We start from the raw sequence: 19633 nt of genomic DNA on the forward strand, positions 1-19633 counted from the left end.
GCACATGATCGAGTACATCCGTGACGGCGCGGAAATCTATCGCCAGTCCTTTGCCACCATTCGGGCCGAAGCCGACCTGAGCCGTTTCCCGGCGGATGTCTCGCAAGCTGTAGTGCGCATGATTCATGCAAGCGGCCAGGTCGATCTCGTCGACGACGTCGCCTTCACACCCGGTGTCGTCTCGGCTGCGCGTGCCGCTCTGCGCGACGGCGCGCCGATTTTCTGCGACGCTCAGATGGTGGCTGCCGGGATCACGCGCAAGCGTCTGCCCGCCGGTAACGACGTCATCTGCACCCTCGGCGATCCGCGGGTTCCCGTGCTGGCGTCGACCATCGACAACACTCGTTCGGCAGCTGCTCTCGAACTGTGGGGAGCCAAGCTCGAGGGCGCTGTTGTCGCGATCGGAAACGCACCCACCGCACTGTTCCATCTCCTGAACCTCATCGAAGCCGGCGCGCCCCGTCCGGCCGCCATCGTCGGAGGCCCGGTCGGCTTCATCGGCGCTGCCGAGTCGAAGGAAGCCCTCATCGAACACGCCAGCGGGATCGATCATCTCGTGCTCCGCGGCCGACGCGGTGGCAGCGCGATCACTGCGGCCGTCGTCAACGCGATTGCGAGCGAAGTCGAATGAGCGCAGGCAAGCTCTGGGGTGTCGGTATCGGCCCCGGCGATCCCGAATTGGTGACCGTCAAGGCCGCCCGCGTCATCGGCGAGGCCGATGTGATCGCATTCCACTCCGCGCGGCACGGCAAGAGCATCTCCCGAGCAGTTGCAGCGCCGTACATGCGCGACGGCCAGATCGAAGAACACCTCGTCTACCCCGTCACCACCGAGACCGTTGATCATCCCGGTGGATACCAGGGCGCGATGGACGAATTCTACGAAGCAGCTGCCGAGCGGTTGGCAGCTCACCTCACGGCCGGTCGAACCGTCGCGCTGCTCGCCGCCGGCGATCCGCTCTTCTACAGCTCCTACATGCACATGCACAAGAGGCTGGCCGATCGCTTCGACGCCGAAGTGATTCCCGGCGTCACCTCCGTCAGCGCGGCGTCTGCTGCCCTTGGAAAACCGCTGGTCGAGGGTGAAGAAATCCTCACGATCCTGCCCGGAACCTTGCCGCAGGCCGAGCTGACCAGGCGGCTTAAGGAAACCGACGCCGCAGCCATTCTCAAGCTCGGACGCACGTTCCCGCCGGTCCTGCAATCGCTCGAGGATTCCGGCCGCCTGGGCGAAGCGCACTACGTCGAACGCGCGAGCACCACACGTCAACGCGTCGAATCCGCTGCCGAGGTCGACCCCGACGGAGTTCCGTACTTCTCGATCGCCATCGTTCCGAGCCCGTCGAACAACCCTCGACCCGCAGCCGAGTCGCACGGCGAGGTGGTCGTGGTCGGACTCGGACCGGGCGACACCGCGTGGACCACACCCGAAGTGGCGCATGAGCTTTCGTTGGCCACCGACCTCGTCGGCTACGGCCCCTACGTCGATCGAGTGCCGACGCGTCCAGGCCAGCGGCGCCATTCCAGCGACAACCGCGTCGAAGCCGAACGCGCCGCAATGGCGTTGGACCTGGCGAAGAACGGCGCCCGTGTAGCTGTCGTCTCGTCGGGAGATCCCGGCGTATTCGCCATGGCTGCAGCAGTTCTCGAAGTTGCCGCCGAAGACCAGTGGCGCGGCGTCCCGGTCCGCATCCTTCCCGGTATGACGGCGGCAAACGCTGTCGCCAGTCGCGTCGGCGCTCCCCTCGGGCACGACTACGCGGTGCTCTCGCTGTCTGATCGCCTCAAGCCGTGGGATGTCGTCGCGCGCCGTATCTCGGCAGTTGCAGCCGCGGACATGGCGTTTGCGGTCTACAACCCGGCGTCCAAGTCCCGGACGTGGCAGGTCCAGGCTATGAAGGACCTCGTGCTCGAGCACCGCTCCCCCGAGACTCCTGTTGTCATCGGGCGCGATGTTGCCGGCGCCGAGGAATCCGTTCGCGTCGTGCCCCTCGGTGAGCTCGAGCCTTCCGAGATCGACATGCGGACTCTGCTGATCGTCGGCTCCTCGATGACGACGGTCGTCGAAACCGGTTCGGGCCGTCAGGTGTTCACCCCGCGGCGCTACCCGGAGTGACATCCACGCAGCGATAGCATGGCGTCATGCCCGTCAACCGGACCCGGAAAGCCAGATACGCGCGCAAGCGCAAACGCCGAATGGATCTGGTGGAGCACGACCTGTCCACCGAGCAATGGTCCGCGCTCAAAGCCGCCTGGGGTGGATGCGCGTACTGCGGTGAGCCGGACGAGTCGCCGCAACGTGACTGCGTGCTGGCGATCTCCCGCGGTGGGCGCTACACCCTCGACAACATCGCACCGGCATGCCGCTCGTGCAATGCGAGCAAATGCAACAGCGAGGTCACTCTCTGGTTGCGGCGCAAGGGGTATGACGAGAAGGCCTTCCTCCTGCGCCACGCGGAGATCGGCATCGAGATGAGGGCTCAGTTCTCGGAGCAGTCGTGACGACCCCGGACGAGTTACGCCCGATTCTCGACGAGTTGATGGAGTTCGAACCTCTGTTTCACCGAACGCGAGTAGCAATGTCACGAGACGAGTTCGGTGCGGTCGTCGACCCGGGGTTCCGCGAAATCGGACCCACGCTGAGCAGGATCGCGCCTGACTCTTACTTGGTGACGTATCGGCTGACCCAGGCGCATCGGGTTACCGAGCGATCATCTATCTGGCGGTTCACGGATAATCGATGGAGTGTGCTGTTTCATCAAGGAACAGTCGTGGAAAGTGGTCTGGAAGCGTGAACGAATCGACCCACAACCCCACCATTCCGCTTTGGATGGACATCACTTTCACCGTCTTCGTTCTTGCCTGGATCTTCATCACGATTAGCGCGCTCGTGGCGATCATGCGCACCGACTTCGATCGCTCGGGCGGCAAGTTCTGGTGGTCGGCACTGGTGATCGCGGTGCCTGTACTCGGTGCGCTCGTCTGGTTGTTGTTCGGACGACCCCCGCGTGACTCCAGGTCCCGAACCTGATCTACACCGACGGCCCGGCAGTAGTCTGAGTACGGTCCGGTGCTGTCACTCTGCTCGCATCAGGGGAGAACAACGAGATGAGACTACTTCGATACTCGATCAACGTCACCCTCGACGGCTGCTGTCATCACGAGGCGGGGCTACCACCCGACGAGGATTCGATGCGCTACTGGACCGCTCAGATGGAACGAGCCGATGCTTTGCTGTTCGGCCGGGTGACCTACGAGATGATGGAGTCGGCGTGGCGGCGTCCCGCAACCGGCGCGTGGCCTGACTGGATGGACGAGTGGGAGATCCCGTTCGCCGAGACCATCGACGAGGCCAAGAAGTACGTCGTGTCGAGCACGCTGAGCGGGGTCGATTGGAATGCCGAGCTGGTGCCGGGCGACTTGGGGCCAGCAGTTCAGCGACTCAAGGAGCAGCCCGGCGAAGGCCTGTGGGTTGGCGGCGTGACACTCCCCCTGGCATTGGCAGACCTGGGACTGATCGACGAGTACGAGTTCCTTGTGCAACCGGTCCTGGCCGGCCACGGACCGACGTTGCTCGCCGGCCTGCGCGAGCGCATCCAACTCGAGCTCGTCGATCGCCACGAGTTCCAGTCGGGCGCAGTCGCCGTGCGATATCGGCCTGCGCAAGGATCGGCTAGACATGACTGACTAGTGCGAACATTCCGCTCCCACCACCGGAATCAAGTGGTGAGGCATCGCGGCGTCGACCTTGGTCGTGTTGGAGGTTTGTGGTGGAGAAAGACCAACGCAGTCACCGCGACTGCGTTGGTGCAGTCCAGCATCGAACCGGTCCGCGCACCTGACTACTCGTCGAGCCGATATTTCATCAGCAACGTGACGTCCCCGATGACGTATCTGCGGGCTGCGAATGACCTCGCACTGGTGACCGTCTCTCAGGACAACTGCGGTAGCTGGAGTTCGATAGTCGTTGAAGTCAGATCGAATTCGGGATATGCCACGGTGATCCACAATGGCCCTAGCGGGGGTGGGCTGAGGATGTATTCGCCGCCAGTTGCGATGCCGTACAGGTTCTCGGCGATGCCGCGCCATGAACGGCCGCCGTCCAACCAAGGCCCTTTCGGGTCGTCGGGGTAGTCGCCGGGGTGGGTCGAGTTCGCGAGGATCGGTCCGGTGATGGTTTCGACAATGAGTCGAATTCTGTGCGGCTCGTCGGGTTTGATTCGGGATCCGAAGTTCATCTGTTCGTTGCTGGGCTGGTTCAGCGATGGCATCTGTTCGACTGTTGTTTAGTGGGCCACGATATGAAATGCCAGCCCGGTGCGAAATATTCGCAGGCTGTTCAATCGAAGATCGACATCTGAGTTGGCCTTGAACGGCAGGGATATGTCGTAACGCGCGAAGTTCCGAATCGCCCTGGGGGATCCTTCGATAGTCAGGGAGATCGTGGCTACGAATCAGTTGTTCGGTACGGATCGTTCTGGACGGTTCAGGGCATCAAGTTGCGTTGCCGGTTTTGGATCCGGGATATCGTCGCCGGCCAATCGAAGGACCTGTCCGCTGCGCAGTACGTGTGCTTCGCACTGAGGGTTGGTATGGATGTAGGCGGAATTGACGCGTTCCGACATTCGTAATCCTCTCGGTCCCCGGATCCGCTCCAGATCGGTCCCGTCTCTGGACTATCTGCACGCTACGATACCGTCCGCCGAGCTAAGCGGTCGCTGGAACTTCTGAAGCCGCACATCAGCCGTTCAAAGCGCCGGTCTTCGAACCGGATCCGAGGTAACTCAGGTTTTGATTGCTTCCATATCTTCACCGCTCGTGGATCCGTTCAAATCACTGCCTCTGTCGAGTCGTTTGTGGGCTGCGGGAATGCGAAGTTGCGTAAGTTCATCGACAACTAATCGCGGCGGTGATCTGCTGCGGCCTCACTGATTTGGCCAGTTTTCTCCCAGCCGGTCAGCGCGTCGCGGGGTCCGGGCGGCCACGCCATACTGTTCGACTTCGTATCGGCGTCCGGCGGCGCCGGACGCCGATACGTGTTCACGTCAGCTCACGGCGCTCCCGCCGAGGTGGCGGGCGAAGAACCGAGCCGAACTGTCGCGCTCGTAGTCGGGCACCGGATAGTGCCTGCCCGAGTAGGCGTGCAGCGTCTTCTCCTTCGATCCGAAGGCATCGAACAACGCCACCCCTGACGTGCGGTCGTAATCCTTGTCGTCCCAAGGGATCCGGTACTCGACCGGGACGGCGAGCTTTCGTGCCGCCTCGACGAGGGAGTCGTCCACAAAGACTCCCCCGAAGCTCACGGCAGCGATCCTGGACTCGACCGGGGCCAACATCAGCCCGGTCACGACTCCTAGCGACACGCCGCCGAAGCCGATCGGAGCGTCGGCGTCGACGTCGGGCAGCGTTTGCAGCGCGTCGATGGTCGCCTGCCATTCCGGCACTGCACGCTCCGCCAACGATCGGTTGTACTCGACGACGATCGGGGCGATCGGCTCGTGGGCCGCCCGGGCCTGGTGGATCGCCTCGACCCACTGTTCGTCCTGTGTGTTTCGCGGCCGGTCGCCATGTCCGGGCGCGTCGATCGCGGCGACTGTGAACCCGTGGGAGCTCACGCTGTGGAGCGCACTGGCAACCAGACCTGGTGCCTTCTTGTGCATGCCGCCGGAGTGCCCGGACAGCAGAAGTGGTGATCCGACGGATCCGGATGCGGGTGACCAGAGGACACCGCTGATGTCGTCTACAACGAAATGCCGTTCGACGACACCGTTCGACGTTGTCTCGGAAGTGAATTCGATGGTCTGAGAATGAGATTGCATGGTGTTACCTTTCGGGATTGCCTAGTCGAGGCGCTCCCGGCGACACCTACGTCAATCGCCGATCCGTGAACACGAGTGGGAGCACCCACATGGTTACTGCGTTCATGGGTCTCACCTCCTGGCGTGTTGTCACGGTCTCGCACAAGCTATCAACCCGAACCCAAGCACGTCCAATCATTTTCCAGCGCGCCCGATGGTGGTCATACCCGCGATCGGTCGACGCTCACGCGGACGGCGCGGATGTAGCGGCGCGTGACAAACGCTTGCACTCGACGTCCGATCGGAGCGCCGAGACGCACCCACCACGTTCCCGGCTTGGAGAACGCGATGATCTCGACGCGGACCGCTGTGCTGGTCTCGTCGAACTGGACGACAAACAGCTCCTCCCCACATTCGGGGTGGCCGGCGCGGGTTCCGTATGCGAAGCCCTTGCGATTGGGTTCGTCGACGACGTAGACGATCCGAACTGGGATAGTCACCGGACCGAGTCCGAAGGTCGCATCGTGACCCGCCATGGCGGTCGGGGCCGCCGTACGGACGGTCAGACCGGCTCCGCGGTGCATTCCCCAATTCAGGACGGTACGAGCGGCAACCTCGAAATCCTCACGTCCGGATCCGACAGTCGCGCTCTCGTGAACGTGGTGATAGCCGGCGGGGAGAACGCCGGACGTTGCGCCCACCTCGAGGTACGTCAGCCCGCCCGGGCCGGACGCCATCACGGCTCGCGTCGGTGGCTGAGGATGTTGATCACGTGACCGTCGGGGTCGGCAGCGAAGAACCTGCGCACACCCCACGGCTCCTCCGTGACGGGATAAACGATGGTGTCGCCGCGCTGCACCGCGGCCTCGTACGCTGCGTCGAGATCGTCCACCTCGACGGAGACGTCGGGAACCACGGGCGCATGAGCGTCGTGCGTCATGACGCTGATCTGCAAGGACGGATCCGTCGGCGAAGCCAACGTCACGATCCACCCGTGATCCATGACAACTTCGAGGCCCAGCACTTCGGTGTAGAAGCGCTGCGCGGCCTCGAGCGAACTACTCGACAGATCCGAAACTATCCGCGTGACGGCCATGTCCCGCAGGTTACGCCGCCGCCGGAGTCCACCGCGACTTGACGAGCCGTTCGATGTCACCGGAAAGTTCGTCGCTGACGATTCCTGGAAGCAGGATCTGCCACATCTCGTCGACACGATCCGGAAGATCCGAGCGTCGGGTGAGAACGTTCGAAACCAGCTGTACCCCGGTGAATGCCGAGGGCATGAACCTGCCGAACGATTCTGCGCTGACCGATTTTCGGATTTCACCTTTCGCCTGAGCTCTGGCGGTGAGATCGGTGATTGCCGAGATCCATTCGGCGTACGGTTCCACCGGCCCCTCGTACGTGCTCAATTCCAACGTGAGGCGAATGCCCGCGCGAACGATCGGCTCGTCGACAATCTGGCGTGCCATTTCGTGCGTGAGCATGATCATCTGTTCCAACGGGTCCTTACCCGTCGCGGAAATCGCCTGCACCGATTCGATCGAGAGCCGATGCTGTTCGGCAATGATGAATTGGGCGAGCTCGTCCTTCGACGCGAAATGGAAGTACAACGCGCCCTTGGTAGTACCGGCCCCCGAGACTATGTCGGCCATGCTGGTGCTGCCGTAACCAGTCTTCTCGAACTGCGCGGCCGCGCCGGCAACGATTTGCTGCCGAGTCAGCTCGGCGCGTGCTTGCTTGACCACTGAATCCCTCTCGTCCTCCCAAGGCCCCCGCCCAGCAAACCCCACGGTTCGCGCCACACTCCAGCTATACCCAAAAACTTCACAATTGCCCCACATTACCAGCGCTCCTTCCATTGCTTCAATTACGAATGCAACAAAGTCGCTGGTCAGACGTCCGATTTAGAGGGAATCTCCTCTCCCCAACGTGCTTTCGTCAACCCGCGCACGATCTACCAACTCTCCGACGAGGAGCGTCAATTCCATCATCTGGTCCGTGATTTCCTCACGCAACTGCGCGGCATCTGCCTCGGAAATCGCCCCGGACTTGGTATCGAAGGACATCAACAACTCGATATTGGTGCGCAGTGCAGTGAGCGGAGCCAGAAGGTCCTGGCCCGCTTCGGTGATGAGACTTCGCTGGCGCGCTCGCGATTCCGACAACGTCCCGAGCATCCGATTGAAACTGACTGTCAACGACGCCAACTCGTCGTCACCGGTCACAGGGATCGGCGCGAGATCATCCGTTTCGGCGACTCGCCGCGTTGCCGCAGTGAGTCGCGAAATCGGCCGTAATCCTGTGCGTGCCACAGCATCTCCGGCCGCGTAGGCAAGGGCGATACCGGCCGCCCCGAGAGCCGCCAACACCACTGCGAGTCGCTTGAGGACCGAACGCGTCGGCCCCAGGGACTGGGCGACAACCAAAGTTTGGCCCGCAACCGAGGGTTCGACAAGAATTCGATACGCATCGACGGTTGCGATCGTCTGCGACGAATTGCCGTCTGCGATCGACCTGATGGCGTCTGCACTGGTGCTGAACGGCGGCAGACCGGGGGTCGCCGTCACCAAGGCGCCGTCGGCAGTGAGAAGCCCCACCGCCTGGATGACCGCGGTATCCGCGCCGGCCGTCAATCCCAGAACCGGTGTGACACCGCCGAAATTGACGGTGTCGGTGATCGCGTCACTCGTGCGCTCGAGTTGCCGATCGACGTTGCCTTGCAAATAGGCGTTGAACACGATGTACACCGCCGACGCCGACACGATCACTGCGATAGCCACCAGGCCTGCGGTCAGCAACTTCACGCGTGCATGGAGCGTCCGAACGTGAATTCCCGTTGGTTTTCGACGGCTCATTCCGGGAACCGACACTCTCATGCGCGGTCCCGCAGTGCGGCGTCGAAAGATCCCAACATCCCTCCAGTATGGTCACGGAACCTTAGACGAACCTGAAGCGAACGCCCTGTCGGCCTCACGGCGCCGTTCCACGACCGAAAGCCGTGAGCCAGTCCACGGCCCCGGCTTCGGTGTCGAATGCCTCGACCGCCTTGGGGGCCGGTGGTCGCTCGACGACGATCACCGGGATCGACAGCTGCCTGGCCGCAGCGATCTTTGCGTACGTCTGTTCGCCGCCACTGTTCTTGGTGATCACGACGTCGATGCAGTGAGCCCGCATCAGATCGACTTCTGCTTCGACGTCGAATGGGCCACGTGCGAGTAGCAATTGCGAGTGAGTCGGCAACGTCCCGGACGGCGGATCGATCGAGCGCACGAGAAACGAGACGTCCTTCACACGGTCGAACGCCGAAACTCCTTGCCTCCCGATCGTCAAGAATGCGTGGGAGCCGACCCTCGGCACCAAGTCTGCGGCGTGATCGAGATCGCGTACCGGAAGCCAGGTGTCGCCGGGTTGCTCACGCCACGGCGGGCGTCGGTACATGGCATACGGCACGGAATTCGCGACGCACGCCTCGAATGCATTCTTGGTGATGCGAGCGGCGAACGGATGCGTGGCGTCGAGCACTGCACGAATGTCGTTGGCCGACAACCACTCCGAGAGCCCTTCCGCTCCCCCGAACCCGCCGATGCGCACTTCCCCCTCGGGCCACCGAGGATCGCGAACCCGGCCGGCCAGTGAGGTGACAACTTCGAGGTCTGCTGAACCTGCCAACCGAGACGCGATCACTCGGCCTTCGCCCGTGCCTCCGAGTAGGAGTACGCGACGACGGACACCTGCCGAGGTCAGTGTGTGCTTCTCTCACGCGCTGCCGAGTAGAGGTAGCTGTCCGGAAATCCTTCCGCAGTCAACACTCGGCCGACGATCACAACGGCCGTCTTCGTGATGCCGGCTGCATGGACAAGTTCGACGATCGTGTTCAAAGTGCCTCGAACAACGATCTCCTCGGGCCGTGAAGCAAAGGCGACCACCGCCACGGGGCAGTCTTCGCCGTAATTTTCGGCCAACTCGGATGCGATCTGTTCGATGCGATGAGCGCCGAGGTGAACCACCATCGTGGCGCCGCTGCGGCCCAGGGACCGCAGATCCTCACCCTCCGGCATTGCCGTCGACAAGGTGGAGACACGGGTGAGAACAATGGTCTGGGAGACGCCTGGAACGGTCAGCTCGCGCCCCAGCGCGGCTGCTGCCGCGGTAAATGCAGGAACTCCGGGAACCATGTCGAAATCGACGCCCGCGGCGTCCAGACGGCGGGCCTGCTCGGCCACAGCGCTGAAGATCGACGGATCACCGGAATGCAGGCGCGCGACGTCCAGTCCGGCCGAGTGCGCTTCGACAAGGATCGCGGTGATCTCGTCCAGGCTCAGGCGAGCGGTATCCACGACCTGTGCGCCGACCGGGCACCACTCGAGCAATTCCGCCGGAACAAGGCTGCCGGCGTACAGGCACACGGGGCTCGCGGCGATGATGCGCTGCGCGCGGACAGTGATCAGATCGGCCGCACCGGGACCCGCACCGATGAAATGAACGGTCATTGTGAGGATTCCTCCGGCGTATCGGTGTCCGCGTCTGCAGACGGCTGACTTTTTGTGACGGACCATTGGACCACCGGAAGTTGCGGGCGCCAAACGTTGAACGTGCCCAGTGGCTCGGCGCGCTGAACCTGGAAGCGTCGCAGCGTCCCTCCATGTCGGCCCATCCAGCCGAGCAGCAACGATTCGGATTCGGCGGTCACGGCGTTGGCGACAAGACGTCCACCCACGCTCAGCTGCTCCCAGCACGCATCGAGCATTCCCGGTTGCGTGACGCCGCCGCCGACGAACACCGCGTCAGGACGACGAGCCTCGTTCGCGAACGCCTCGGGTGCGGTTCCTTTCACCGCCAAGGCAGGCACGCCGAGATTGCGCGCATTGGTGCCGATCTGTGAAACACGGCTCGCAACCTTTTCGAATGCTGTTGCGGTGCAACGCGGGTGGGTTCTCATCCACTCGATGGCCACAGTTCCCGACCCGCCGCCGACGTCCCAGAGGTGTTCTCCCGGCGCCGGCGCGAGTGCGCACAACGTCAGCGCACGAATCTCCTGTTTGGTCATCTGACCGTCTCCGACAAACGCTGCATCGGGTAGTCCCGGGATTCGAGTCAGCCTCAACGGATCATCGGCCGCGATGCACTCGACGGCCAGAACGTTCAACGCGTCCACGTCCTCGTCCGCGTGATCCCACTCGTCCGCAACCGTGACGGTCCGCGATTCCTCGGCCCCACCCAGCTGGGCCAGCACAGTCAGGATCGATCGACCGAATCCCGCGCCGGACAAGAGACGAGCCACCTCCCCCGGTGTCGCGCGGCCGTTGCTCAAAACCAGCAGGCGCGCACCACCTGCCACTGCCGCCAACACGGTCGCCGAGTCTCGGTTCACCAGGCTCACGACTTCGATGTCGGCCGACGCCCATCCCATTCGCGCGCTCGCCAATGCCACCGACGACGGGTGGGAGATCACTCGCACGTTGTCCACGCCGAGCAGCCGAACCAACGTGACGCCGAGGCCGTGGAACATCGGGTCACCGCTCGCGAGTACACATACTCGCCGATCGGCGCTCTCGGCGAACATCGACGGCAACGCCGGGATCATCGGAGACGGCCAGGTCAGCCGGGTGGGCGCACGTCGCGCCCCGAGGTGTGTCGCCGGGACCAAGTCCAACTGTCGCGACGACCCCATCAGGACCTCCGCGCCGAGGATTGCGCCCTTTGCACTTTCGGACAGCCCGTCCCAGCCGTCGGCACCGATGCCGACGATCACCACCGGGTGTGCGGTCATCGCGGCATCCGGCGCCAGATCGTCTGAGGCAGAAGCCGCATGACGAAGAACACCGGCTGCAGGATTCGCGGTACCCACACACGCGTCGCCCCGGAGTTCAGTCCCCGTACGACGGCGTCGGCGACCTGCGACGGGGTGCTCGACATCGGGGCAGGCGACATCCCTTCCGTCATCTTGCCGGTGACGAATCCCGGCCGTACCAGCATCAATTGGACGCCCGAACCATGCAGTGCGTCGCCCAGACCGCTGGCAAATCCGTCCAAGCCGGCCTTTGCGCTTCCGTAGACGTAGTTGGCGCGGCGAACCCGAACGCCGGCGACTGACGAGAACACCACGATCTTGCCGGTTCCCTGTCGGCGCATGATCTCCGCGAGGTGCGTGAGGATACTGATCTGAGCCACGTAGTCGGTGTGCACCACCGCGACCGCATGCGCCGCGTCGGTTTCGGCACGCGCCTGATCGCCGAGAATTCCGAAGGCCAGCACTGCAACCGAAATCCGACCGTGCTTGGCGACCACGGCGTCGAGGAGGTCTCCGTGAGTGTCCACGGCGTCGGCATCGAACTCGACGGTGGAGACGCCGACCGCTCCGGCGTTCCTGAGTATCTGCTCCTGCTCCGACAGCTCGCCGCTGCGCCTGGCAGCCAGAACGATATTGCGGCCCGGCGCGAGCCTGACCGCGATCTCGAGGCCGATCTCACTTCGTCCGCCGAGGAGCAGTACCGTCTCGACGTCATTCACGTTCGCACCCGCAGTCACCGCTCCAGTGTCCTGGATTACCGTCGTGGCATGACGCTCACCCCCTCCACCACACCATCGTCACAGCAGACTCTCACCGAAGACGGGCTGAAGTTCGTCGGTGAGTACCACCTCGCGACACTCACGACGTTGCGTCCGAACGGCACCCCACACGTCGTGGCCGTCGGATTCACCTGGGACCAGGAAGCCGGAAAGGCGCGCGTGATCACCAGCGGTGGTTCGCAGAAGGCGATCAACGCAGCGCGCGGTGGATACGCCGCAGTCAGTTCGGTCGACGGCGGCCGCTGGCTCACGCTCGAGGGGCCGGCACGCGTGCTCACCGACGCGGACTCCGTGGCCGACGCCGTCCGGCGCTATGCCGAGCGGTACCGCCAGCCACGGGTCAACCCCGCGCGCGTGGTCATCGAAATCGACGTCACACGCATACTCGGGTCCGCAGCGTTCAAGGAAAGCTGATCAGTCGAGGACAGTCAGGCCGTGCGGACGGTTGTTGAACGACTCACAACCGTCCGCGGTCACGACGACGATGTCCTCGATTCGGGCGCCCCAATTTCCGCGGAAGTAGATTCCCGGTTCGATACTGAAGGCCATACCTTCGACGAGTTCGATGGTGTTGCCCTCGACGATGTACGGCTCTTCGTGCACGGACAGCCCGATACCGTGGCCGGTGCGGTGAACGAACACCTCCGCAAGCCCCTGTGCGGCAAGAACTTCACGGGCGGCAACGTCCACCGATTCTGCGGATACACCTGGCCGCACCGAATCGACAGCAGCCTGTTGCGCCGCCTCGAGTACCGCGAACTGTGCTGCAACCTCCGCCGACGGCTGTCCCATGCTGTACGTGCGGGTGGAGTCCGAGTTGTATCCGGGCTCGACCGGTCCGCCGATGTCGATCACCACGACATCGCCGCTCTCGATCACCCGGTCCGAGACCTCGTGGTGCGGGTCGGCTCCGTGTGGGCCCGATCCGACGATCACAAACGCAGCCTCGGTGTGCCCCTCTTCGAGAATCGCCGCCGAAATCGCCTCGCCCACTTCGGCTTCCGTACGACCGACGATCAAGAACTCTGCCATGCGGGCGTGAACACGGTCGATCGCCGCACCGGCCCGTCGCAGCGCCTCGATCTCGGCGTCGTCCTTGACCATCCGCAATTCGCGCAAGACGCCGGTGGCCAGGATCGGCAACGCACCCAACGTGTCTGCCAGGGGGATCAAATGCAGCGCGGGCATCGCGTCCGTCACTGCAACCTTGGCACCGGCCGGGAGTTGAGCCGCCACAATGGCATACGGATCAACACCGTCGACCCAGTCGAGGACGGTCAACCCGAGGTCGCCCACTGCCGATTCCTTCAACGACGCCAACTCCAACCGAGGAAGTACGACGGAGGCCTTCGCGGTCTCCGCAGCGATGACCAACGCGGTCAAGCGCTCGAACGAATCAGCCCGAGAACCCGTCAGGTACCGCAGATCCGGACCGGGAGTCACCACCAGACCGTCGAGTCCTGCTGATCGAGCCAACTCGGCGGCGCGAGCGATACGTGCGCCGTACACGGCGCTGGAGAATCGGGAATCCTGTTCGGCTGGAGACGTCATGGCTTACAGGTTAGTGCCGACTGGCAGGATGGTGACCATGAGTGGGCCATTGCTTCTCCTCGACGGTGCCAGCCTGTGGTTTCGTGCGTTCTACGCGCTGCCCGAGTCATTCGTCGACCCCGACGGAAGACCTGTCAACGCGGTGCGCGGTTTCACCGACATGGTGGCGTCCCTGATCACCAAACACCAGCCGAGTCGTCTCGCCGTATGCCTCGACTTGGATTGGCGACCGCAGTTCCGCGTCGACGCCGTCCCGACGTACAAAGCGCATCGCGTCGAAGAAGGATCTGACGGTTCCTCCGAAGAAGTTCCGGACACGTTGACACCTCAAGTCGACATGATCATGGACGTACTCGCAGCAGCGGGAATCGCGACGGCGGGTGCTGTCGGACTCGAAGCCGACGACGTGCTGGGCACGCTTGCCGCCACCGAGCGCGAAGATCTCACCGTCGTCGTCAGTGGTGACCGCGATCTACTGCAGGTTGTCACCGACGAGTACGTGCCCGTTCGTGTCCTCTACGTGGGCCGTGGCCTGTCCAAGGCAGAACTGTTCGGACCGGTCGAGGTTGCCGAGAAGTACGGAGTGCCCGGAGACCGTGCGGGTGAGGCCTACGCCGAACTCGCGGTACTGCGAGGAGACGCCTCCGACGGTCTACCCGGCATCAAAGGTGTCGGTGAGAAGACTGCGTCGACGCTGATGCTCCGCTACGGCTCGTTGGCCGGACTTCGGGCGGCCGCGGCTGATCCGGAATCCGACATGGCCAAGGGAATTCGCGCAAAACTCACTTCACCGGAAGCAATGGCTTACCTCGACGCTGCATTACCCGTCGTTCGGGTGGTTCGCGACGCGGACGTGCAGTTCTCGAAGGACGACCAACTCCCGGCGACCCCCGTCGATCCCGCACGATTCGAGGAAGTGGCGGCCTCGCTGAACATCGAACGCTCGGCCGGCCGGCTTGCCGCCGCGCTGAAGGCTGCGGCGGCAAGCCGTTCCGATCAGTAGAGCGTCAGCTCGGGCGGCTTACCTCGTACGTGCCGTTGTCGTCGACAAACGTCACGGTCACGTTCGACTTCACGCCCGCGATCGAGAGCGTGCAGGTGAACTTGTTGCCTGACTTGACTTCCTGATCCGCGGGGCACTGAACATTGCTCACGTTCTTTGCCCCGTAGGACTCGGTGACGATCTTCTCGACGCCGGCCTGAGCCGCGCTCTGATCGAGCGTGTTCTTGCCGAAGACACCGAACACCAGAGCTACCACGACAGCTGCCAGAACGACGAGAACACCGATCGCACCGAAGATCAGGGGCTTCTTCGACTTACCCGACTGGTTTCCGGGCGCACCGGGACTCGGGAACGGCTGAGCCTGGTTCCACTGGTTCTGCTGCCCCGGAGTTTGGCCGGGAGTCGCGGCGCCCCACGCCTGCTGCGGTGCGGCGGCAGGAGGCTGACCCCACGCCTGGGTTGCGTCAGGTGCCTGCTGTTGCCCGGGCTGTCCCCACGGCTGACCGGGAGGCTGCTGCTGGGGCTGTCCCCACGGCTGTTGCTGGCCGGGTTGTCCTTGCCCAGGCTGCTGCGGCTGACCGTACGCAGGCTGACCACCCGGCTGCGCGGGCTGCCCGTATGCAGGCTGTCCCCACGGCTGTTGCTGGCCGGGTTGTTGACCGGGCTGCGGTGTCTGACCAGGCTGACCCCACGGCTGTTGCTGGCCGGGCTGCTGACCAGGCTGCTGTTGACCGCCCGGCTGCTGAGGATTCTGCCCCCACTGCTGCTCGTTCGGCTGCTGCTGATCACCAGGACCCCATTGCCGATTCGGATCGTTCGGTCCGTAAGGCCCGCTCATGTTCGCCTCCCACTCGAAATACCAGTCTGCGAATCAAACCACATAGTTGAGGTCATGCTGCGTCGACAGCAACTACCCCGCGACGAATTGCAGCTACCGCCCGCGCCGCAGTCTTCGCAACGTCGGCATCCGTCGAAGTCAGGCGGACCTGATCGAGGAGGTCGATCACCTGACGACACCAGCGAACAAAATCACCCGCAGACAGTGCACGGCCCTGCACTCCGGCCGCGATCAGCGCGTCGACAAGCGAGTTCTCACTCGCCCAGTGATAAACGGCAGTGACGAATCCGAGATCCGGTTCCCGCGTCGGCGGTAGCTTGTGGCGAATCTCGTCCGACCGCAGTTCGCTCCAGAGTCGTTGAGTGTCGTTGAGCGCGTGACGAAGTGCCGCCGTCGGCACCCGGTCAACGGTGTCGCCGTCCCGACGCGATTCGTAGACCACCGAGGACACGACGGCTGCAAGTTCGGCCGGGCTGAGACCCGTCCACGCGCCGGTTCGCAGGCACTCGGCGACCAGAAGGTCGCTTTCCGAGTAAATGCGGCTGAGTCGTCGTCCGGATTCGGTGACTTCTGGGGCTGCTTCGGCAGTCATGTACTCACGCTCTTTGAGTAGCGCGATGATTCGGTCGAACGTCCGCGCCAGCGAGTTGGTGGTGGCCGCAGCCTTTTCCCGCATCGCCTGTGTTTCGCGGGCCAGGCGGTTGTAGCGCTCACCGATCCGGCTCAGATGTTCGCGATCAGGCCAGCTGTGGCACGGATGCGACCGAATCGCGCGACGCAAAGTAGCGACCTCGGCGTCCTCGGACGCGCCCGCTTTGTGGCGCTTCTTCCGCCTGGGCGCACTGATCCCGGTACTTCGCAACGCCGAAGCCAGATCGCGCCGGATCCGGGCGGTGTGGTGATCGACGTGCTTGGGCAGGCGCATCTTTCCCAGGACCTCGGCGGCTTCGGGGAAATCTCCCGACGAAAGACGGCCGGCCCACTGATCGGCAGTCAGAACGAGCGGTCGTGGGTCCTTCGGATCGTTGTCCGGGACGAGGACCACAGCCACTCCGGAATGACGACCGATGGGAATTGCGATGACGTCGCCGCGGGCGAGTGCACGGAGGGACTCCACCGCATCTCCGCGGCGGTCCTCGCGGCCCTTACGTTCGAGCGCACGCTCGCGCGCACCGAGCCGCTCACGCAACGACGCGTATTCGAAGTACTCGCCGTCTGCACCGCCGAGTTTCTCCTGCAAACCCTTCAGTGCTTCTTCGTTCCGCTCGATGCCACGCACCAGGCCGACCACCGAGCGGTCCGCTTGGAACTGTGCGAAGGAACGCTCGAGCAGCTTGCGTGAATCGGCCGCACCCATGCGCTCGACCAGATTGATCGACATGTTGTAAGAAGGCCGGAACGAACTGCGGAGCGGGAACGTCCGAGTCGACGCCAATCCGGCGACGTCCGTCGGCTCGACACCGGGCTGCCACAGGACCACAGCGTGCCCTTCGACGTCGATACCGCGTCGGCCGGCTCGACCAGTCAGCTGCGTGTATTCCCCCGGCGTCAGTTCGGCATGCGATTCGCCGTTGTACTTGACCAGCCGTTCGAGCACCACCGTTCGGGCCGGCATGTTGATCCCGAGGGCCAACGTCTCGGTCGCGAAAACCGCCCGCACGAGACCTTTGACGAACAGTTCCTCGACTGTCTGGCGGAATGCCGGCAGCATGCCGGCATGGTGAGAGGCCAGTCCGCGACGCAACGCCTTGCACCAGTCCCGATATCCGAGAACTTCGAGATCTTCCTCGGGGAGTTCGCCGGTGTGCTTTTCGATGATGGTGTCTATCTCGCGAACCTGCTCCGGGGAAGTCAGGTCCAGCCGGGATCGTAGGCACTGTGCAAGAGCCGCATCACAACCGGCACGGCTGAAGATGAAGGTGATGGCCGGTAGCAGTCCGGACTGATCGAGCTGAGCGATGACGTCAGGTCGCGGCAGGGGCCGGAAATCATTGGAACTCTGGTAGCTGCCACGGCGTCCGCGGCCACGCGGCTGCCAGCTCTCGACGCGTTCGAGAGCCTGACGCTGTTTGACGTGGCGAACCAGATCCTGGTCGACGAGCACGGTCTTCGGCCCAGCGGCAGGGTGACTGCGGCTGTCGAAGAGATCGAAAATTCGTCGACCGACCATGATGTGCTGCCACAGCGGAATCGGCCGCGTTTCGTCCACGACCACAGTGGTATCTCCCCGAACGGTCTCCATCCAGGCGCCGAACTCCTCGGCATTGCTCACGGTGGCCGACAAGCTCACCAGGCGAACATCCTCGGACAGGTGCAGGATCACTTCCTCCCACACCGCCCCGCGGAATCGGTCGGCCAGGTAGTGCACCTCGTCCATGACGACGTGCGAAAGCCCGCGCAGCGCCTCGGAGTTGGCGTAAAGCATGTTCCGCAGGACTTCGGTGGTCATGACAACCACCGGTGCGTCGGAGTTGATACTCGAATCACCCGTCAGCAGGCCGACTTCGCTGGCGCCGTAGCGCTCGACGAGTTCGGCGTACTTCTGATTGCTCAACGCCTTGATCGGCGTCGTGTAGAAACACTTGCGTCCCGCTGCCAGAGCCAGGTGGACAGCGAACTCGCCGACCACGGTCTTGCCTGCGCCGGTCGGTGCGCAGACAAGGACTCCGTGGCCCGCTTCGAGCGCAACGCATGCCTTCACCTGGAAAGGATCGAGTTCGAACTTCAGGCTGGACGCGAACGTGCTCAGTTCACTCTTGTTCATAACCACCTCGTCAGGGTTTCACACGCCGCCGACGTGGTGGCACGGCGCTCAGAGAGTGTCGGTGAAATCCTGGCCGGGCGCGTTGTCGCCGGCAGTGTCGGATTTCTCCGCGACCGAAGCCTTGGACTTGGACTTACGTCCGAACAATCCACTGGATTCGGCCTTGGGTTTGGTCGGATTGTCGAAAGCCTCGTTCAGATCGGACGGAGCCGAGATGGAGGAAGCTTCCTCGTCGGACAGTGCGCCCCAGTCTTCGCCGGCTCGCTTGGCCTTGCGCTTGTCGTTGAGACGAGCGATCTGGACCGCGACCTCGAAGAGAAGCGTGAGAGCCAGAGCGAGCGCCAGCATCGAGAACGGATCCGAACCCGGCGTGGCAACTGCAGCGAATACGAAGAGCCCGAAGATCAATCCTCGACGCCAGGCCTTCAGACGCTCGTACGTCAGAATGCCCGCAAAGTTCAGCACGACCACGAGCAGTGGAATTTCGAAGCTGACACCGAAGATGAGCAGCAGATTGATGATGAAGCCGAAGTACTCCGAACCACTGAGCGCGGTGATCTGGACGTTGTCGCCGATGGTCAGGAGGAAGTGCAAAGCCTTCGCCACGACGAGGTACGCCAGGATTGCGCCGAGAATGAAGAGAGCGGCACCGGCGGTGACGAATCCGACCGCGTATCGACGTTCCTTTGCGTAGAGGCCCGGGGTGATGAATGCCCACAGTTGGTAAAGCCACACCGGGCAGGCAAGAACGATGCCGGCGGTGAGCGCCACTTTGAATCGCAGCATGAACTGCTCGAACGGCCCGGTCGCCAGCAATCGGCACGCGTCGTCGGTGCTGAGGTTGGCGCGACTCTCGGACGGAAGCTCACAGTACGGTCCACGAAGCAGATCGCCGAGACTTTCGAGACCGAGTATCGAGTGTGAGTACCAGAAGAAGCCGAACGCCGTGGTGATGATCACGCCGAGGAATGCGAACAACAAACGAGTCCGCAATTCGTACAGGTGGTCGACCAACGACATGGTGCCGTCTGGGTTGACCTTCCGCTTGCGGTTACGCGGGTCTAACGGAATACGCACTGTGCATCCTGGTCTTGGTCAGCAGACAAC

Annotated in this window: 21 protein-coding genes; 7 read left to right on the top strand and 14 right to left on the bottom strand. The window is 63.4% G+C overall.

The window, feature by feature from the left end; translation table 11 throughout:
- The first annotated feature begins 4 nt into the window (after positions 1–4).
- The 5 genes from I7X09_RS24200 (at position 5) to I7X09_RS24220 (ending at position 3686) form a co-directional block, all read left to right on the top strand.
- The gene (locus I7X09_RS24200) at positions 5–631 is read left to right on the top strand and encodes a precorrin-8X methylmutase (protein ID WP_007729839.1); all 627 of its coding nucleotides are present in this window, start codon (positions 5–7) and stop codon (positions 629–631) included.
- Positions 628–2115 carry a precorrin-3B C(17)-methyltransferase gene (cobJ, locus tag I7X09_RS24205; RefSeq protein WP_200314044.1) on the top strand — a complete coding sequence of 496 codons (1488 nt, stop codon included), beginning with the start codon at positions 628–630 and terminating at the stop codon, positions 2113–2115. The genes I7X09_RS24200 and cobJ overlap by 4 nt, the downstream gene beginning before the upstream one ends.
- A 26-nt stretch (positions 2116–2141) precedes the next feature.
- Positions 2142–2501, top strand: coding sequence for an HNH endonuclease (locus tag I7X09_RS24210; RefSeq protein WP_200314047.1), 360 nt, complete (start codon positions 2142–2144; stop codon positions 2499–2501).
- A 289-nt stretch (positions 2502–2790) separates the two neighbouring features.
- Positions 2791–3030, top strand: coding sequence for a PLDc N-terminal domain-containing protein (locus tag I7X09_RS24215; RefSeq protein WP_095970109.1), 240 nt, complete (start codon positions 2791–2793; stop codon positions 3028–3030).
- 77 nt (positions 3031–3107) lie between these two features.
- Positions 3108–3686 carry a dihydrofolate reductase family protein gene (locus I7X09_RS24220; protein WP_200314049.1) on the top strand — a complete coding sequence of 193 codons (579 nt, stop codon included), beginning with the start codon at positions 3108–3110 and terminating at the stop codon, positions 3684–3686.
- Positions 3687–3931: 245 nt separating this feature from the next.
- Here the strand turns inward: I7X09_RS24220 and I7X09_RS29530 are convergent, their stop codons facing one another.
- The 10 genes from I7X09_RS29530 to I7X09_RS24270 form a co-directional block, all read right to left on the bottom strand.
- On the bottom strand, positions 3932–4270 hold the full coding sequence (locus I7X09_RS29530) for a hypothetical protein (protein ID WP_234036698.1): 339 nt from the start codon (positions 4268–4270) through the stop codon (positions 3932–3934).
- Between the two features lie 774 nt (positions 4271–5044).
- Complete coding sequence (locus I7X09_RS24230) at positions 5045–5818, bottom strand: alpha/beta hydrolase (RefSeq protein ID WP_200314051.1); 774 nt, start codon at positions 5816–5818, stop codon at positions 5045–5047.
- Positions 5819–6018: 200 nt separating this feature from the next.
- Positions 6019–6534 carry a DUF1990 family protein gene (locus I7X09_RS24235; RefSeq protein WP_200314053.1) on the bottom strand — a complete coding sequence of 172 codons (516 nt, stop codon included), beginning with the start codon at positions 6532–6534 and terminating at the stop codon, positions 6019–6021.
- Positions 6534–6893, bottom strand: a complete 360-nt coding sequence (locus tag I7X09_RS24240) for a VOC family protein (RefSeq protein WP_124568559.1) — start codon at positions 6891–6893, stop codon at positions 6534–6536. Before I7X09_RS24240 ends, I7X09_RS24235 begins: the two co-directional genes overlap by 1 nt.
- 10 nt (positions 6894–6903) lie before the next feature.
- Positions 6904–7545 (bottom strand): ScbR family autoregulator-binding transcription factor, encoded by a 642-nt coding sequence (locus tag I7X09_RS24245; protein WP_095970103.1) that lies wholly within the window; start codon positions 7543–7545, stop codon positions 6904–6906.
- Between the two features lie 159 nt (positions 7546–7704).
- Entirely contained in the window at positions 7705–8604 is a 900-nt protein-coding gene (locus tag I7X09_RS24250) for a HAMP domain-containing protein (protein ID WP_234036699.1), read from the bottom strand.
- Positions 8605–8770: 166 nt separating this feature from the next.
- Positions 8771–9484: a cobalt-precorrin-6A reductase gene (locus I7X09_RS24255; protein WP_234036700.1), complete on the bottom strand. Its 714-nt coding sequence runs from the start codon at positions 9482–9484 to the stop codon at positions 8771–8773.
- A 56-nt stretch (positions 9485–9540) separates the two neighbouring features.
- Positions 9541–10290, bottom strand: coding sequence for a precorrin-4 C(11)-methyltransferase (gene cobM / locus I7X09_RS24260; protein ID WP_095970100.1), 750 nt, complete (start codon positions 10288–10290; stop codon positions 9541–9543).
- On the bottom strand, positions 10287–11570 hold the full coding sequence (gene cbiE / locus I7X09_RS24265) for a precorrin-6y C5,15-methyltransferase (decarboxylating) subunit CbiE (RefSeq protein WP_200314055.1): 1284 nt from the start codon (positions 11568–11570) through the stop codon (positions 10287–10289). Before cbiE ends, cobM begins: the two co-directional genes overlap by 4 nt.
- Complete coding sequence (locus I7X09_RS24270; protein WP_200314057.1) at positions 11567–12328, bottom strand: SDR family NAD(P)-dependent oxidoreductase; 762 nt, start codon at positions 12326–12328, stop codon at positions 11567–11569. The genes cbiE and I7X09_RS24270 overlap by 4 nt, the downstream gene beginning before the upstream one ends.
- 30 nt (positions 12329–12358) lie before the next feature.
- On the opposite strand from I7X09_RS24270, the gene I7X09_RS24275 reads away from it, so the two are divergent.
- Positions 12359–12784: a PPOX class F420-dependent oxidoreductase gene (locus tag I7X09_RS24275; protein ID WP_030536346.1), complete on the top strand. Its 426-nt coding sequence runs from the start codon at positions 12359–12361 to the stop codon at positions 12782–12784.
- On the opposite strand, the gene I7X09_RS24280 is transcribed toward I7X09_RS24275, so the two are convergent.
- On the bottom strand, positions 12785–13921 hold the full coding sequence (locus I7X09_RS24280) for a M24 family metallopeptidase (RefSeq protein ID WP_166810156.1): 1137 nt from the start codon (positions 13919–13921) through the stop codon (positions 12785–12787).
- Positions 13922–13958: 37 nt separating this feature from the next.
- On the opposite strand from I7X09_RS24280, the gene I7X09_RS24285 reads away from it, so the two are divergent.
- Entirely contained in the window at positions 13959–14924 is a 966-nt protein-coding gene (locus tag I7X09_RS24285; RefSeq protein WP_095970259.1) for a 5'-3' exonuclease, read from the top strand.
- Between the two features lie 4 nt (positions 14925–14928).
- Here I7X09_RS24285 and I7X09_RS24290 read toward each other — a convergent pair whose 3' ends face one another.
- Genes I7X09_RS24290 through tatC form a run of 3 tightly spaced genes read right to left on the bottom strand, consistent with a single transcriptional unit; the run spans position 14929 to position 19603 of the window.
- Entirely contained in the window at positions 14929–15762 is an 834-nt protein-coding gene (locus tag I7X09_RS24290) for a DUF4333 domain-containing protein (RefSeq protein ID WP_124568554.1), read from the bottom strand.
- Positions 15763–15814: 52 nt separating this feature from the next.
- Positions 15815–18526 (bottom strand): DEAD/DEAH box helicase, encoded by a 2712-nt coding sequence (locus I7X09_RS24295; protein WP_095970095.1) that lies wholly within the window; start codon positions 18524–18526, stop codon positions 15815–15817.
- Between the two features lie 48 nt (positions 18527–18574).
- Positions 18575–19603, bottom strand: coding sequence for a twin-arginine translocase subunit TatC (gene tatC, locus I7X09_RS24300; protein ID WP_124568552.1), 1029 nt, complete (start codon positions 19601–19603; stop codon positions 18575–18577).
- Between the last annotated feature and the right edge of the window lie 30 nt (positions 19604–19633).

Origin of the sequence: Rhodococcus sp. P-2 (assembly GCF_016598535.1) — a bacterium.
GTDB classification, from domain to species: Bacteria; Actinomycetota; Actinomycetes; order Mycobacteriales; family Mycobacteriaceae; genus Rhodococcus_F; species Rhodococcus_F baikonurensis.

Coding starts and splice junctions, on each gene's coding strand:
- I7X09_RS24200 (WP_007729839.1), top strand. CDS start 5: ATGATCGAGTACATCCGTGACGGCGCGGAAATCTATCGCCAGTCCTTT.
- cobJ (WP_200314044.1), top strand. CDS start 628: ATGAGCGCAGGCAAGCTCTGGGGTGTCGGTATCGGCCCCGGCGATCCC.
- I7X09_RS24210 (WP_200314047.1), top strand. CDS start 2,142: ATGCCCGTCAACCGGACCCGGAAAGCCAGATACGCGCGCAAGCGCAAA.
- I7X09_RS24220 (WP_200314049.1), top strand. CDS start 3,108: ATGAGACTACTTCGATACTCGATCAACGTCACCCTCGACGGCTGCTGT.
- I7X09_RS29530 (WP_234036698.1), bottom strand. CDS start 4,270: ATGCCATCGCTGAACCAGCCCAGCAACGAACAGATGAACTTCGGATCC.
- I7X09_RS24230 (WP_200314051.1), bottom strand. CDS start 5,818: ATGCAATCTCATTCTCAGACCATCGAATTCACTTCCGAGACAACGTCG.
- I7X09_RS24235 (WP_200314053.1), bottom strand. CDS start 6,534: ATGGCGTCCGGCCCGGGCGGGCTGACGTACCTCGAGGTGGGCGCAACG.
- I7X09_RS24240 (WP_124568559.1), bottom strand. CDS start 6,893: ATGGCCGTCACGCGGATAGTTTCGGATCTGTCGAGTAGTTCGCTCGAG.
- cobM (WP_095970100.1), bottom strand. CDS start 10,290: ATGACCGTTCATTTCATCGGTGCGGGTCCCGGTGCGGCCGATCTGATC.
- cbiE (WP_200314055.1), bottom strand. CDS start 11,570: ATGACCGCACACCCGGTGGTGATCGTCGGCATCGGTGCCGACGGCTGG.
- I7X09_RS24275 (WP_030536346.1), top strand. CDS start 12,359: ATGACGCTCACCCCCTCCACCACACCATCGTCACAGCAGACTCTCACC.
- I7X09_RS24280 (WP_166810156.1), bottom strand. CDS start 13,921: ATGACGTCTCCAGCCGAACAGGATTCCCGATTCTCCAGCGCCGTGTAC.
- I7X09_RS24285 (WP_095970259.1), top strand. CDS start 13,959: ATGAGTGGGCCATTGCTTCTCCTCGACGGTGCCAGCCTGTGGTTTCGT.
- I7X09_RS24290 (WP_124568554.1), bottom strand. CDS start 15,762: ATGAGCGGGCCTTACGGACCGAACGATCCGAATCGGCAATGGGGTCCT.
- I7X09_RS24295 (WP_095970095.1), bottom strand. CDS start 18,526: ATGAACAAGAGTGAACTGAGCACGTTCGCGTCCAGCCTGAAGTTCGAA.